The 14,355-nt window shown below is 65.9% G+C and carries 12 protein-coding genes, 1 pseudogene and 1 riboswitch; of the genes and pseudogenes, 6 read left to right on the plus strand and 7 right to left on the minus strand.

Annotated elements, in window-relative coordinates; translation table 11 throughout:
• Window positions 1–236 precede the first annotated feature (236 nt).
• Both F6X40_RS13270 and F6X40_RS13275 read right to left on the minus strand, forming a co-directional pair.
• Window positions 237–1,607, minus strand: a complete 1,371-nt coding sequence (locus F6X40_RS13270) for an MFS transporter (protein ID WP_187628184.1) — start codon at window positions 1,605–1,607, stop codon at window positions 237–239.
• Window positions 1,608–1,791: 184 nt separating this feature from the next.
• Entirely contained in the window at window positions 1,792–3,432 is a 1,641-nt protein-coding gene (locus F6X40_RS13275; RefSeq protein ID WP_187628185.1) for a gamma-glutamyltransferase family protein, read from the minus strand.
• Between the two features lie 326 nt (window positions 3,433–3,758).
• Here F6X40_RS13275 and F6X40_RS13280 point away from each other — a divergent pair, with 326 nt between their 5' ends.
• From F6X40_RS13280 to F6X40_RS13290, 3 genes are all read left to right on the plus strand, one after another.
• Window positions 3,759–4,538, plus strand: coding sequence for a DeoR/GlpR family DNA-binding transcription regulator (locus tag F6X40_RS13280; protein WP_184022964.1), 780 nt, complete (start codon window positions 3,759–3,761; stop codon window positions 4,536–4,538).
• A 306-nt stretch (window positions 4,539–4,844) separates the two neighbouring features.
• The gene (locus F6X40_RS13285; protein WP_167368606.1) at window positions 4,845–5,042 is read left to right on the plus strand and encodes a hypothetical protein; all 198 of its coding nucleotides are present in this window, start codon (window positions 4,845–4,847) and stop codon (window positions 5,040–5,042) included.
• A 193-nt stretch (window positions 5,043–5,235) separates the two neighbouring features.
• A complete protein-coding gene (locus tag F6X40_RS13290; RefSeq protein WP_187628186.1) occupies window positions 5,236–5,889 on the plus strand; it encodes a TetR/AcrR family transcriptional regulator in 654 nt (217 codons plus the stop codon).
• A gap of 27 nt (window positions 5,890–5,916) precedes the next feature.
• Here F6X40_RS13290 and F6X40_RS13295 read toward each other — a convergent pair whose 3' ends face one another.
• On the minus strand, window positions 5,917–6,291 hold the full coding sequence (locus tag F6X40_RS13295) for a hypothetical protein (protein WP_184050855.1): 375 nt from the start codon (window positions 6,289–6,291) through the stop codon (window positions 5,917–5,919).
• A 199-nt stretch (window positions 6,292–6,490) separates the two neighbouring features.
• On the opposite strand from F6X40_RS13295, the gene glpD reads away from it, so the two are divergent.
• The 3 genes from glpD to F6X40_RS13310 all read left to right on the plus strand — a co-directional run bounded on the left by glpD (window position 6,491) and on the right by F6X40_RS13310 (window position 10,589).
• A complete protein-coding gene (glpD, locus tag F6X40_RS13300; RefSeq protein WP_187628187.1) occupies window positions 6,491–8,020 on the plus strand; it encodes a glycerol-3-phosphate dehydrogenase in 1,530 nt (509 codons plus the stop codon).
• A 259-nt stretch (window positions 8,021–8,279) separates the two neighbouring features.
• Window positions 8,280–9,779, plus strand: a complete 1,500-nt coding sequence (glpK, locus tag F6X40_RS13305; RefSeq protein WP_187628188.1) for a glycerol kinase GlpK — start codon at window positions 8,280–8,282, stop codon at window positions 9,777–9,779.
• Window positions 9,780–9,902: 123 nt separating this feature from the next.
• Window positions 9,903–10,589 carry an HAD family hydrolase gene (locus tag F6X40_RS13310; protein WP_187628189.1) on the plus strand — a complete coding sequence of 229 codons (687 nt, stop codon included), beginning with the start codon at window positions 9,903–9,905 and terminating at the stop codon, window positions 10,587–10,589.
• A gap of 95 nt (window positions 10,590–10,684) precedes the next feature.
• Here the strand turns inward: F6X40_RS13310 and ribB are convergent, their stop codons facing one another.
• From ribB to F6X40_RS13330, 4 genes and pseudogenes are all read right to left on the minus strand, one after another.
• Window positions 10,685–11,404, minus strand: coding sequence for a 3,4-dihydroxy-2-butanone-4-phosphate synthase (ribB, locus tag F6X40_RS13315; protein WP_176078967.1), 720 nt, complete (start codon window positions 11,402–11,404; stop codon window positions 10,685–10,687).
• A 148-nt stretch (window positions 11,405–11,552) separates the two neighbouring features.
• A riboswitch (FMN riboswitch) is annotated at window positions 11,553–11,736 on the minus strand.
• Between the two features lie 137 nt (window positions 11,737–11,873).
• Window positions 11,874–12,581: a helix-turn-helix domain-containing protein gene (locus F6X40_RS13320; RefSeq protein ID WP_187628190.1), complete on the minus strand. Its 708-nt coding sequence runs from the start codon at window positions 12,579–12,581 to the stop codon at window positions 11,874–11,876.
• Window positions 12,582–12,711: 130 nt separating this feature from the next.
• On the minus strand, window positions 12,712–13,878 hold the full coding sequence (locus F6X40_RS13325) for an MFS transporter (RefSeq protein WP_187628191.1): 1,167 nt from the start codon (window positions 13,876–13,878) through the stop codon (window positions 12,712–12,714).
• 26 nt (window positions 13,879–13,904) lie between these two features.
• Window positions 13,905–14,311 (minus strand): annotated as a pseudogene (locus F6X40_RS13330) (VOC family protein).
• Between the last annotated feature and the right edge of the window lie 44 nt (window positions 14,312–14,355).

Consider the following 14,355-nt stretch of genomic DNA (forward strand, 5'->3'; position numbering starts at 1 on the left):
ACTCTGCATCTTAGCCGGAGATATCCGACCATGCAGATCACACAGCACAGACCATGCCGCATCGACGCAGTTCCGATTTCAAGATAGTCGAAATCTTCCAACGTGTTAAAACGATGTGCGCAAGGCAAAAAAAGCCAGCCCAAAAGGCTGGCTTTTCGGACAGACATCAGACCCGGCGGGGTTGGGGACACGGGCGGGCGCCCTAGGCGGGCCCCCCTAGGCGGGCCCCCTCTTTCTCAGGCAGGTTGGACGTCGCCCGGGATGGGACGCACGCGACGCATGCGCAGCGCGACGATGATCAGCGATACGCCCGAAAGTACCGCCGCAAGCAGGACGTAATAACTTGGCGCGAGTTTGTCGCCGGTCAAATGAATGAAGGTTTCGACGATGGTCGGCGCGAAGCCGCCGAAGATCGTCACACCGATGCTGTAACCGATTGAAAGGCCAGTCGAGCGCACCTGGGTCGGGAAGATCTCCGACATCAGCGCGGGCATCGGCCCCGAGTATGAGGCCTTGAAAATACCGGCGACGCCTTGCAGCACGAGCAGCCAGCCAATCGTCGGATGTGTCTGCAGCCATGCGAACATCGGATAGATCAGCAGGCCCATCAGGACCGACGTGCTCAGCATGATGCGAATTCGGCCGATGCGATCGGACAGCGCGCCCATGATCGGCGAGAAGATGAACTGCATGCCGCCGTTCAGCACGACCACGGCGAACGACGCGGCCGCCGCCATATGCAGCTGCTTGACCGCGTAAAGCGGCATGTAGAGCTGCAGCACGTACACGCCGACCGTCGACTGCGCAACCATACCGATCGCGAGCAGCAGGTTGACCCACTGATTCGAGAACGACGCGTCCTTCGTGCCGCTGACGACCTTGTGCTCGCCAGCCGCCTCCCGAGCCGCGCGTTCTTCACGCAATGCGAGGAATTCGGGCGTCTCGTCGAGATGCGAGCGGATGTAGTAGCCGACCGGCCCGACCAGCAGACCGAACACGAACGGCACACGCCAGCCCCAGCTGTTCAGATGCTCGGCCGGCAGCCACGCGGTCAGCAGCGAACCGAAGGCCGCCGCGGTGATCGCCGCGAGACCCTGGCTCGCGAACTGCCAGCTCGCGTAGTAGCCGCGCCGAGTCGCGCTGTGCTCGACCATGAACGCGGTCGCGCTGCCGAACTCGCCGCCGACCGCGAAGCCCTGCACGAGCCGCGCCAGCAGCACCAGCAGCGGCGCCGCGAGACCGATCGTCGAAAACGGCGGCATCACGGCCATCGTGAAAGTACCGACCATCATCAGCGCGATCGCGAGCGTGAGCGCCGCCTTGCGGCCCTTGCGGTCGCCGTACACGCCGAGCACGATCGCGCCGAGCGGGCGCATCAGGAACGAGAGGCCGAAAGTGGCGATCGCGAGCAGCGTCGACAGCCACTCGTCCTGCATCGGGAAGAACTGTTTCGCGATGATCGTCGCGAAGTAGCCGTAGACCAGGAAGTCGAACCACTCGAGCGCGTTACCGATCGACGACGAGAAAACGATCCGCCGCACCATCGCTTTCGAAAGCGGCGCGGCGTGGGGGGAAGCGGTCGTCGAGTGCGACGCGGGGGTGTTCATGATGGTCTCCTGCCTGTCTGCTGCGTGATAGCTGTGGTGGGTGCGGCACCGCCTGGGTCAGCGAGGCGGCTGGCGGGCGCGCAATAGCGCGGCATACGGCATGCCGCGCGTTCGTTACGTGTTACCGGGTGTCGGACCTGAGTCCCGGTGCGGACCTCGGCCCCGGGCGTCGCCTCGTTGTGGCCTAGAAGCCGGCGGCGAGACCGTCGCGGCGGCTGTCGCTGGCCGCCACGTAGCCGCGCTCCGGCTCGTTGCGATCGAGTTGCCAGATGAACTGGCCGGAGCCGAAGTCCATGTACGGATCGTCGACCGACTTGATCGTGTGGCCGAGCTTCTGCAGGCCCTCGGTGGTCTTCGGATCGAGCGTCGACTCGATATCGACCGTGAAGTCGCGGTTGACCTTCCAGCGCGGCGCGTCGCACGCGGCCTGCGGCTGCTGAGCGTAGTCGAGCATGCGCACCACCGTTTGCAGATGGCCTTGCGGCTGCATGTCGCCGCCCATCACGCCGAAGCTCATCACCGCTTCCTGCTGACCGTTCACCTGCTGCGTGAGGAACGCCGGGATGATCGTGTGGAACGGCCGCTTGCCGCCCTCGACGACGTTCGGCGACTTCGGATCCATCGAGAAGCCGCAGCCGCGGTTCTGCAGCGCGATGCCGCTGTCCGGCACCACCACACCCGAGCCGAAGCCCATGTAGTTCGACTGGATGAAGCTGACCATCATGCCGCTCTCGTCCGCGGCCGACATGTAGATGGTGCCGCCCGCCTTCGGCATGCCGAAGTCGAAGTGCGTCGCCCGCTTCGGATCGATCAGCTTCGCGCGCGAGCTCAGGTACGCGTCGTCGAGCATCTGCTCGGGCGTGACTTCCATCGACCGCGGATCGGCCACATAGCGATACAGGTCGGCAAACGCGAGCTTCATCGCTTCGATCTGCAGATGCTGCGACTCGACGCCGTCGACCTTCAGCGACTTCACGTCGAACTTCTCGAGGATGCCGAGCGCAACCAGCGCGGCGATGCCCTGGCCGTTCGGCGGAATCTCATGCACGGTGTAGCCGCGATAGTCCTTGCCGATCGGCTCGACCCAGTCCGGGCGGTAGTTGCGGAGATCGTCGGCGCTCAGCGCGGCGCCGCCTTCGCGTGCGAACGCGGCGATCCGCTCGGCGATCTCGCCTTCGTAGTACGCGCGCGGGCCCTGCTCGGCGATCAGGCGCAGCGTCTTCGCGTGACCGGGCAAGCGCACCAGCTCGCTGACCTCAGGCGCGCGGCCGCGCGGCATGAAGGTCTGCGCGAAGCCCGGCTGATCCTTCAGTTCCGGCACCGCGGCCGCCCATTTGTACGCGACGATGCTCGCCACCGCGTGACCGCGCTCGGCGATCTCGATGGCCGGCTCCATCAGGTCGGCGAACGGCAGCTTGCCGAACTTCTGGTGCAGCGCTTCCCAACCGGCGATCACGCCCGGCACCGTGACGGCGTCCCAGCCACGCTTCGGCTGTTTCGCGAAGCCGTTTTCCTCGCCGTATTTGCGCTTGAAGTAATCGACGTTCCACGCAGCCGGCGACACGCCCGACGCGTTCAGACCATGCAGCTTCCTGCCGTCCCACACGAGCGCGAACGCGTCGCCGCCCAGGCCGCACGACACCGGCTCGACCACTGTGATCGCTGCGGCGGCCGCGATGGCCGCGTCGACGGCATTGCCGCCCTTCCACAACATGCGCAGCCCGGCCTGCGCCGCGAGCGGATGCGAGGTCGAAACGATATTGCGTGCGAATACGGGCAGACGTTGCGTCGGATAAGGGTTTTGCCAGTTGCTGAAGCCAGTCATGTCGAACACTCTCGAAAGCGCGGGCCGGCACGAAAAAGTCGCCGGACATCATGGGAAAGGTTGTAAAGCAGGTAAATCGCGGAACGCAGGATTGCATCGCGAAGCGCACCAAAAAACAAATTCATTTATCAAATGAATAAATGCGTCTTGCACCTGAATGAAGGTTCGAGCAGGTCCGGAGCGTTCGCGGCGAGTTGGCGGACAAGGGACAAGGGGCGCGATGGTTTTACAATAGCCGCAATCGCGTTCGTCGACGGCGGGCCTCCTGCCAGCCGCTCGATGATCGCGACGGACCACGCCGACACGACAGCCACCACCCGAGACACATGACACGAGACCCCCGCCTGACTCTCAACGCCCGGCAACAGGAATTGCTGGAGTGGGTGCAACGCGACGGCTTCGTGACCGTGGACGACCTCGCGAGCCACTTCGACGTCACCCCGCAGACGATCCGCCGCGACGTCAACTGGCTCGCCGATATGAATCTGCTGCGCCGCTATCACGGCGGCGCCAGTCTGCCGACCAGTTCCGAGAACGTCTCCTACACCGCGCGCCAGCGCATGTTTCATGAAGAGAAAAGACGCATCGCGGCGCTAGTCGCCACTCACATTCCCGATCAGGCATCGCTCTTCATCAATCTCGGCACGACCACCGAGGAAGTGGCACGCGCGCTGAACCGCCACCGTGGACTGCGCGTGATCACGAACAATCTGAACGTCGCGAGCATGATGAGCGGCTACCCGGATTGCGAAGTGCTGGTGACGGGGGGCATCGTGCGGCCGTGGGATAAGGGCATCGTCGGTGAACTGGCGATCGACTTCATCCGGCAGTTCAAAGTCGATTTCGCGATCATCGGCACGTCGAGCATCGAAACGGACGGTACGCTGCGCGATTTCGACACGCGCGAAGTGCGTGTCGCCGAGGCGATCATCGAGCACGCACGCACCGTGTTCCTCGCCGCCGATCACTCCAAGTTTGGCCGCCCGGCGCTAGTTCGCCAGGGACATCTGGAGCAGATCGACGCATTGTTCACCGACGCCGCGCCGGCCGCCGACATGGCCGAGGCGCTGAACGCCGCGAATTGTCAAATCTATATCGCCGGATAATTCCAGGCGATCTCCGCCATGCTGCGGTGCACGCAAAACCTCGCGTGAAATCAAGAATCTGGCTGCGGGGCCGGACCGCCTATCGCGCGCCCAATTGTCAAATGGAAAATTTACGGGGACCAGGTTGGCGTTTCATCGGTGCTCGCCTACACTCCAGTTCCCCAACGTGCGTTGCGAGTCTCGCACGGCGTCGGTTTGTGAATCTGTCGTGTAAGCCGTACCTCCCGCCCTGATCCTTAGCGGACCCCGCCCCGGCCTGCCGGTCGACTGCAAGGCTGTCCGCAATTTGCTGACATGGAGAGAACGATGCTGAGTCCGCATGAATTCGCCACGTTGTTACTCGTCAAGGACGCCCCCAACCAGGTCGAAATGGACCGAGAAGAACTCGATGCGTTGCTCGAACGCCAACTGGTGCAACTCGAACGCCTCGCATCGGGCAACGAAGAATGGCGCGTGACCGAAACCGGCGACACCGCATTGCGGGCCATCAAACGTTTTTCCTGAGATTCCCTGTCGTTCGATCCGAGAGCCGTTGGCGGCGTATCCGCGCCGCCCTGGCGGATGCGCCGCGCGCTTCGCTCGCGACTGCGGGGCTCGTATCGTTCATTCCCTGACAGCGGGCCGCCTTCGCGGCCCTTTGTTGTGCGCATCTCATTTACACAGTAAATTCACGCGACGGACTTCCCCGCCCTCGCGCATGCCCAAGACGCTCTCCGCCGACGACATCCAGCAGTTTCGCGAAGCCATGCGACGCGTCGCCGAAAACGCATTTGCGACCCGCGGCGCGCAAGGCGTGACGATGCGCGAGCTGGCGAAGGAGCTCGGCTGCAGCGCGATGACACCGTATCGCTATTTCCGCGACAAGGAAGAAATTCTGGCGATGGTCCGCGCCGCCGCGTTCAACCGCTTCGCCGCGCGCCTCGAAGCGGCCGCGCGCGGCATCCCCGCGAACGCCCCCGCCATCGATCACAGCGCCGTCGGCCGGGCCTACGTCGACTTCGCGCTCGATGAACCGCACGCCTACCGCTTGATGTTCGATCAGACGCCGCAACAGCAAGGCGCTTACCCTGAACTGGCCGCGGCGTCGCAGCGCGCGTGGCGTCTGCTGGAAGCGCACTTCGAGCGGCTCGTCGAGGCGGGTATTCTCGAAGGCGATCCGCGCCTGATCGGCTATGCGTACTGGACGAGCCTGCACGGCTTCACGATGCTTGCGTTCGCGAACCAGCTACCGCCGTCGGCGGCGCAACAGGCCGATTCCGCCGGCGACGGAGCGCCGCAGCCATCACGTGAAGCCGTGTTCGCGCAGCTTTTGCGCATGCTGTGGCGCGGAGCGTCGGCGCCGCACAAGTGACCGGCTCGCCGGTCAACCCGCTGCTGCTTACCCGTTACGCAAGGTCGGATCGGCACTCGCACGCCAGCTGATCGCCCTTGCGCGCTGCTCGTTGAAGAACTCGACCCACTGGTTGCGCACCTTCGGATCGCTGCTCGTCGCCTCGCTCGCATGGCGCTGCGCGATCGATGCCTGGAACGCGCAGAAGTCGTCGTTCGACAGCCGGCCGCGCCGGTTCGCCACATAGGCATCGAAGAACGTCTCATAGACGTTCTGCGCGTCGCTGCCGTAGTCGACGGTTTGCGGCGAGCACATCTTCTGCAACGCCTCGAACGACGTTGCGCCCCTCGTCCCTTCCAGACTCGGCGTACTCACGCATCCCGCCAGCAGCGCCGCCGCGCCGATCATCAAAAGTCCACGCATACATCACCTCGAAATGGCTGCTACCGGGAGTATCGTCCGCGGTCGCGCGTTGTGCCACTCCCGTGCCATTCGACCCAGGCTCGCTCGGGTCGAAGCGAACTTTACTTTTTCGAATATGTTCATTAAAGTTCGAAAACGAACATGCTTCGTTCAATTAGCTTTCCAACTGACTCCCAGATTCGATGCAGAGGCTCACCAGGTGACGCAAGGCACGAAATACGATTTGCTCGTCGTCGGTGGCGGGATCAACGGCGCCGGCATCGCCCGCGACGCGGCCGGCCGCGGCCTGGCGGTGCTGCTGTGCGAGCAGGACGATCTGGCCGCGCACACCTCGTCGGCGAGTACCAAGCTGATCCACGGCGGCCTGCGCTACCTCGAGTACCGCGAGTTCGGGCTCGTGCGCAAGGCGCTGCAGGAGCGCGAGACGCTGCTGCGCGCGGCGCCGCACATCATCTGGCCGCTGCGCTTCGTGATGCCGCATATGCCGGATCTGCGCCCCGCCTGGCTGATCCGCGCGGGTCTGTTCCTGTACGACCATCTGGCCAAACGTGAGCTGCTGCCGGGCTCGCGCGGCATCGTGATGAGCCGGCATCCGGCCGGCGCGCCGCTCGTCGAAACGATCAAGCGCGGCTTCGTTTATTCGGACGGCTGGGTCAACGACGCGCGCCTCGTCGTCCTGAACGCGCTCGACGCGCACGAGCGCGGCGCGACGATCCTCACGCGCACGAAGCTGGTCAACGCAGAGCGCGCCGGCGGCGAGTGGCGCGCGCAACTGCAACGCGCGGACGGCACGACACTCGACGTGCGCGCCGCCGCGATCGCGAACGCGGCGGGCCCGTGGGTCGGCGAGCTGCTGAAGGGCGCGCTCGGCCGGCCATCGTCGCATAGCGTGCGGCTCGTCAAGGGCAGCCACATCGTCACGCGGCGCCTGTTCGAGCACGACCACGCGTACATCTTCCAGAACGCCGATAAGCGGATCATCTTCGCGATTCCCTACGAGCACGACTACACGCTGATCGGCACCACCGACCTCGAATATCGCGGCGACCCGTCGCAAGTCGCGATCGACGCCAACGAAACGCAGTATCTGTGCGATTCGATCAACCGCTACTTCAGGCAGAAGATCTCGCCGGCCGACGTGCGCTGGAGCTATTCGGGCGTACGCCCGCTGCTGGAGGACGAGAACGCGGACAATCCGTCGGCGGTCACGCGCGACTACTCGCTCGAACTCGACGCGCCCGCGGAACAGGCGCCGCTGCTGTCGGTGTTCGGCGGCAAGATCACGACGTTTCGCAAGCTCGCCGAGCAGGCCGTCGATACGCTCACCGACGCGCTGCGCCACGGCGGGTCCGCGTGGACCGTCGACGCGCCGCTGCCGGGCGGCGACATCGCACAGGCGAACTTCAATCGCTTCCTCGGTGAGTTCTCGCGCGAGCATGCGTGGCTGCCGGCGTCGCTCGCGCATCGGCTCGCGCGCGCGTATGGCACGCGCGCGAATCGCGTGATCGGCCTCGCGCGCTCGCGCGCCGAGCTCGGTCGCGAGTTCGCGCCGGGACTGCACGAAGCCGAGCTGGTTTATCTGCGCGATACCGAATGGGCGCGCACCGCGCAGGACGTGCTGTGGCGGCGCTCGAAGCTCGGCCTGCACGTCGAGCCGGGCACGCTCGATGAGGTTACGCGCGATATCGACGCGTGGTTCGCGCGCGAACCGGCCCGGCAGAACGCGTAGGCGGCCCGGCCGGGCAAACTGGCATGCCCCGACAAAAGCGGCGGCAAACACAACGCGGCGCCAATGCCGGGTGAAGCAAACGGCGCGAGCCCGTAGAAACGGCGCACGCCATCCGCGCCTCCCGGGCCGGCCCCACCGCAGCTTCGGCTGGACGACACCGGCACGCGCCCTCACACTATGGCGGCCCGCTCACGACAACACGCCGCTCGCATCGCCGGCCAGCAATCCGGCGATCCGTAACATGCATGGAGAAGAGACAATGCTGGATCAGTACGTTCTCGCGCTTGACCAAGGCACCACCAGCTCGCGCGCGATGCTGTTCGACCGGCGCGGCAACGTCGTGTCGACCGCACAAAAGGAATTCCAGCAGATCTACCCGCACCCGGGCTGGGTCGAGCACGATCCGCAGGAAATCTGGTCGACGCAGGCCGGCGTCGCCGCCGAAGCGGTCACGCGAGCCGGCATGAACGGCACGTCGATCGCGGCGATCGGCATCACGAACCAGCGCGAAACCACGATCGTGTGGGATCGCGAAACCGGCCACCCGGTCTACAACGCGATCGTCTGGCAGGACCGTCGCACCGCCGACTTCTGCGACGACCTGAAAGCGCAGGGTCTCGAAGCGAGCGTGCGCGCGAAGACCGGCTTGCCGATCGACTCGTATTTCTCGGCGACCAAAATCCGCTGGATTCTCGACAACGTCGAAGGCGCGCGCGAAAAAGCGCGTCAGGGCCGGCTCGCGTTCGGCACCGTCGACAGCTGGCTGATGTGGAATTTCACGAAGGGCGCGCTGCACGTCACCGACGTGACCAACGCGTCGCGCACGATGCTGTTCAACATCCACACCCTGAAGTGGGACGACGAACTGCTCGCCGCGCTCGACATTGCGCGCAGCATGCTGCCGGAAGTACGGCCGTCGTCGGAGGTGTACGGGCCGACGGTGACCACCGTGTTCGCGTCGAAGATTCCACTCGCGGGCATCGCTGGCGATCAGCACGCCGCGCTGTTCGGCCAGATGTGCACCGAGTCCGGCATGGTCAAGAACACCTACGGCACCGGCTGCTTCCTCGTGATGAACACGGGCGCCAAACCGATCGAATCGAACAACAATCTCGTCACGACGATCGCCTGGCAGATCGGCGAGCGTATCGACTACGCGCTCGAAGGCAGCATCTTCATCGGCGGCGCCGTGGTGCAGTGGCTGCGCGACGGCCTCGGCATCATCAGGAACGCGGCGGAAATCGAAACGCTCGCGCGCGGCGTGCCGCATTGCGACGGCGTGTATCTCGTGCCCGCGTTCGCCGGCCTCGGCGCGCCGCACTGGAACGCGCATGCGCGCGGCACGCTGTTCGGCGTCACGCGCGGCACGACCTCCGCGCATCTCGCGCGCGCGGCGCTCGATTCGATCGCCTATCAATCGCTCGACGTGCTGAAGGCGATGGAAGCCGACTCGGGCATTCGCATCGGCGAGTTGCGCGTGGATGGCGGCGCCTGCGCGAACAATCTGCTGATGCAGTTCCAGGCCGACATCCTCGGCGTCGACACGGTGCGCCCCCAGGTGTCCGAGACCACCGCACTCGGCGCCGCCTATCTGGCCGGTCTTGCGGTGGGCTACTGGAAGGACATCGACGAGTTGAAAAGCCAGTGGAAGCTCGAGCACCGCTTTACGCCGGCGCTACCGCATGCGGAGGTCAGGACCTGCCTCGATGGCTGGCAGCGCGCGATCCGCGCGGCGAAGGCCTGGGCCGATACGCCGTAAGGTCGCGGGCACGCAGAACGCCAAAAGGACGCGGTCCGAAAGTACGTATGATGACGCTTTTCATCCCGGCGCGCGGGCCCGCAACCCGCCGCCCGCGCGCTTTGCGCTTACCGTTTTTCAGGCATGATCGACCACCTCATCTGTGACTGCGACGGCGTGCTCGTCGACAGTGAAGTCATCGCCGATCGCGTGATGTTCGACACGCTGACGGCCACCTTCCCCGGCATCGATTTCGCCCCCGTCGTCAAAAGCGCGTTCGGCCAGCAAACCTCGCGCTTTCTCGCCGGCCTCGAAACGCAGTTCGACATCACGCTGCCTGTGAACTTCCTCGACACGATCGAGCACTATGTCGAGATCGCGCTCGCCGCGTCGCTCGGTCCGATCCACGGCGTGCGCGACGCGCTGCAACGCGTGACGCTGCCGGCTGCGGTCGTGTCGAACAGCCGTATGTCGCGCGTCGCCGCATCGGTACGGCGCGCGGGTCTGCAGCAGATTTTCGGCGAGCGCGTGTTCAGCGCCGAGCAGGTCGCGCGGCCGAAGCCGTATCCGGACGTCTATCTGTTCGCGGCCACGACGCTTGGCGTCGTGCCGGCGCGTTGCCTCGTCGTCGAGGACAGCGTCGCGGGTTTGAACGCGGCGCGTGCGGCCGGCATGAAGACGATCGCGTTCGTCGGCGCGAGCCATATTCCGGACGGCTACGCGGATGCGCTGCGCGCGATGGGTATCACGCGAATCATCAAGCATATGGATGAACTGCCGGCGCTGATCGAGGCGGGCGTGCGCGGCGAATTCGGCGACGTGCAGTCGTAGCGGTTTTGCGCAACGCCGATAAAAAAGCCGGTTCTTCGGAAGAAGAACCGGCTTTTTTGCGTCATGGCGTCGCGTGCCGCTCGATGGATGGCCCGTCAAGCCTCGGCCATCGCGCCCTCGCGCACCTGCGCGAGCGACTCGCGAAACTCGACCAGCTCGGCGATCGTCAGCATCGGCAGATCATGTTGCGCGGCGAAGCGCTCGACGTCCGCGCCGCGCGTCATCGTGCCGTCGGCGTTCATCAGTTCGCACAGCACGCCGGCCGGCTTCAGGCCCGCGAGAATCGCCAGATCGACGGTGCCTTCGGTGTGGCCGCGCCGCGCCAGCACGCCGCCCGGCATCGCGCGCAGCGGGAACACGTGGCCGGGGCGCACGATGTCGGCGGGTTTGGCCGTATCGGCGATCGCGGCGCGGATCGTGGTCACGCGATCCTGCGCGGACACGCCGGTGCTGACGCCTTCACGCGCTTCGATCGACACCGTGAACGCGGTGCCGTGACGGCTTTCGTTGTTGACGGCCATCGGCGGCAGTTCGAGCGCGCGGATCTTGTCGTCGGGCAGGCACAGGCAGACGATGCCGCTGCATTCCCGGATCAGCAGCGCCATCGTTTCGACCGACAGGCGCTCGGCCGCGACGATCAGATCGGCTTCGTTCTCGCGGTCGTGGTCGTCCTGCAGCACCACGGCGCGGCCCTCGCGCAGCGCCTGCAAGGCGGCGGCGATACGCGGCGGAACGGCTTCGGTGGCAAGCAGCGGGAGATCGGCGAAGGCATCGTCTGCAATCGTCGACGGAGCAGGAAAAGTAGCAAAGGACATGGTTGAAACGCTCATCGCAAAAGTTGGGCGAGAAACGTTTCAGGGCATTGCAAACAGACTGACACGCGCCGCCCAGGCGCCGCGCGGAAGCGGACGCTGATACGCCACCCAGGCTACAGGCGGCGTCGCGGAACGCACATGACTATCTGCACATCTTCTTCCATCCGGACTATGACCGTCGGCTCTGGCTTCTGACCAGATCTGCTGACCCCGCTCCTGTCTCCGCTATGCCGAAGGCTAAGCGATGCGGGCGCTCGCGGGCTTGCCGGCTCACGCTGTCGCGCTGCCGGCCCACCGCCGGTGGGGAATTTCACCCCGCCCTGAAGACGCACTGATTGCCGGTTCGACCGGCGGGCGAAGCATATAACAGTCGCGCGAGCGCTGCAGCGCGACGAACAAAGACCCTACTCACTGCATTTGACCTGCATCGACGCCCTGACCCGCGCTTGAACCTCGACGCCGTCGATTCTCAACCCGGCACACCTTCGCGTGCGGCCTCGTCGCGTGCGGCGCCCGCGGCCGGCACTTCCCAGCGCGGCGGCGTCTCAGCCCGCAGCGTCACGCGAAACGCGCGCGCCTCGGTGTCGCCGGGATTGCGCAGGCTGTGCGGCTGGTCGGCGTCGAACACGATCGCGTCGCCGGTCGCGAGCAGTTGACGCTGGTCGTGCACGCTGACTTCGAGCGTACCGTCGCTGACCACCAGATTCACCGTCGTGCCAGGCGCGCGGCGCACGCCCGCTTCGGTATGCAGCGGGGCGATCCGCAGTTCGTGAAACTCGGCGGCGATCGACTCGTCGTCGGGATAGAGCGGGCGCACCGAGTAGCGACCGTTCGCGCTGACCACGCGGGCCGAGCGCTCGGCCGGCAGATGCTCGAAGCCGTTGGTCGCGTGACGCCGCAGGAACGCCGCCACCGACACCTTCAGCGCCGCCGCCACCTTGCACAGCACCTTGATCGACGGCACGCTGCGCGCCGATTCGATCTGCGCGAGCATGGCGCGCGACACGCCTGACGCGCGCGCCAGCGCATCGAGCGAAAGCTGCCGTTCGGCGCGCAGCCGCGCCAGATTCACGCCGACCAGCTGTTCGAGCGCATCGAAGGGTTCGGCGGAGCGCGGCGCCGCGTCGGTGTCGGCATCGGCAGAGGGATCGCGGACCAGCGCGAGCGGGGAATGCATATTGGCCTCCAGAGCGCCGCCAGGCGGCGCAAGAGCAGTAAGTGGAAGCAAGATAGCATCGGCTTTGGCCGCGCCCAACGAAGTTATCTTCACACTGTTATCAGCATTGCGGAGGCAAGCAACTGACGACTCACGCGCTTTGCGCGAGCGCGCGCGCCGGCGCATCCATGCGCGCCGCGAACCACGTCAGCAGCAGCGCGGCGACGCTGACCGCGGCCGCGACCCACGGCAAGGTATCGAGCGCGTGACCGTGATTGATCACGAGACCGCCGAGCCACGCACCCGCCGCATTGCCGACGTTGAACGCGCCGATGTTCAGCGTCGATGCGAGATTCGGCGCGGCGGCCGCCTTCTCGACCACGCGCATCTGCAACGGGGGCACCGTCGCGAACGCCGCGATGCCCCACACGAACACCGTGATCGCGGCAGCCGCTTGCGAATGGCTGGTGCGCGCGAAGATCGCCATCACGACCGCGAGCGCGGCGAGAATGCCCATCAGCGACGGCATCAGCGCGCGGTCCGCAAGCTTGCCGCCGACCATGTTGCCGACCGTCAGGCCCACGCCGAACAGCACGAGGATCAGCGTCACGCCGCGCGGCGAAAAACCGCTCACCTGCTCGAGGATCGGCGCGATATAGGTGAACACGACGAACACGCCCCCGAAGCCGAGCACCGTCATCGCGAGGGCGCTCCACACTTGCGGGTCTTGCAGCACGCGCACTTCGTGGGCGAGGCCGGCGGGGCCGGTGTCGTGGCGGTTCGGCACCAGCGCGCTGATGCCCGCGAGCGACAGCACGCCGAAGCCGCTGACGATCCAGAACGCCGCGCGCCAGCCGAACTGCTGGCCGATGAAGGTACCGAACGGCACACCGAGCACATTCGCGAGCGTTAGGCCCGTGAACATCAGCGCGATCGCGCTCGCGCGCTTTTCGGCCGGCACGAGCGAGGCCGCGACCACCGCGCCGATGCCGAAGAACGAGCCGTGCGCGAACGAGGTCACGACGCGCGCGATCATCAGCACCGAATAGCCCGGCGCCACCGCGCACAACACATTGCCGACGATGAACACGCCCATCAACAGCTGCAGCGCGAACTTGCGCGACATCCTGCTCGTGACTACCGCGAGCAGTGGCGCGCCGACCGCGACGCCGAGCGCATAGCCGCTGACGAGCAGGCCCGCGGACGGGATCGACACGGCCAGATCGCGCGCCACTTCGGGCAACAGGCCCATGATGACGAATTCGGTCGTACCGATGGCGAATGCGCTAATCGCGAGCGCGATTAATGGAATGGGCATTTTTCCGCTCCGGGAATGAGGTGGGATCAGGGTTTGGGTTGAAGGGCCTGGCGCGCCGCCGTCACGAATTCGATGACGACGCCCGGCGCGAGCGCGACGAACAGCTGCCGCTGCTCCGGTTGCACGGCGCTCGCCGGCACCTGGCGGTCTGATAGCCGATGTCGTGCGCGTCGAGCCGCTCGAGCAACGCTTGCCGTTCGCCGGCGCTATCGAGCCGAAAGGCGATGTGATCGATGCGCGGCATGACGCGGCCCGCCGCGCCGGAAGCCAGCGCGGCGATCCGATGCACTACCGGGCGGCCGCTTGCGTTCAGCCAGTAGCCGTCGACGGAAAACGGCAGGCGCGCGCCTTCGGTGAACCCGGCAATGTCGACGAAGAAACGTCGGGCGGAATCGAGGTCGGCGGTGACGATGGTCGCGTGACCGAGTTGCATGACGAAGGACAGCAGCGGAGGTTTCGACGGCTGCATTGTCGCGG

The organism is Paraburkholderia sp. UCT31, from assembly GCF_014397655.1.
GTDB classification, from domain to species: domain Bacteria; phylum Pseudomonadota; class Gammaproteobacteria; order Burkholderiales; family Burkholderiaceae; genus Paraburkholderia; species Paraburkholderia tuberum.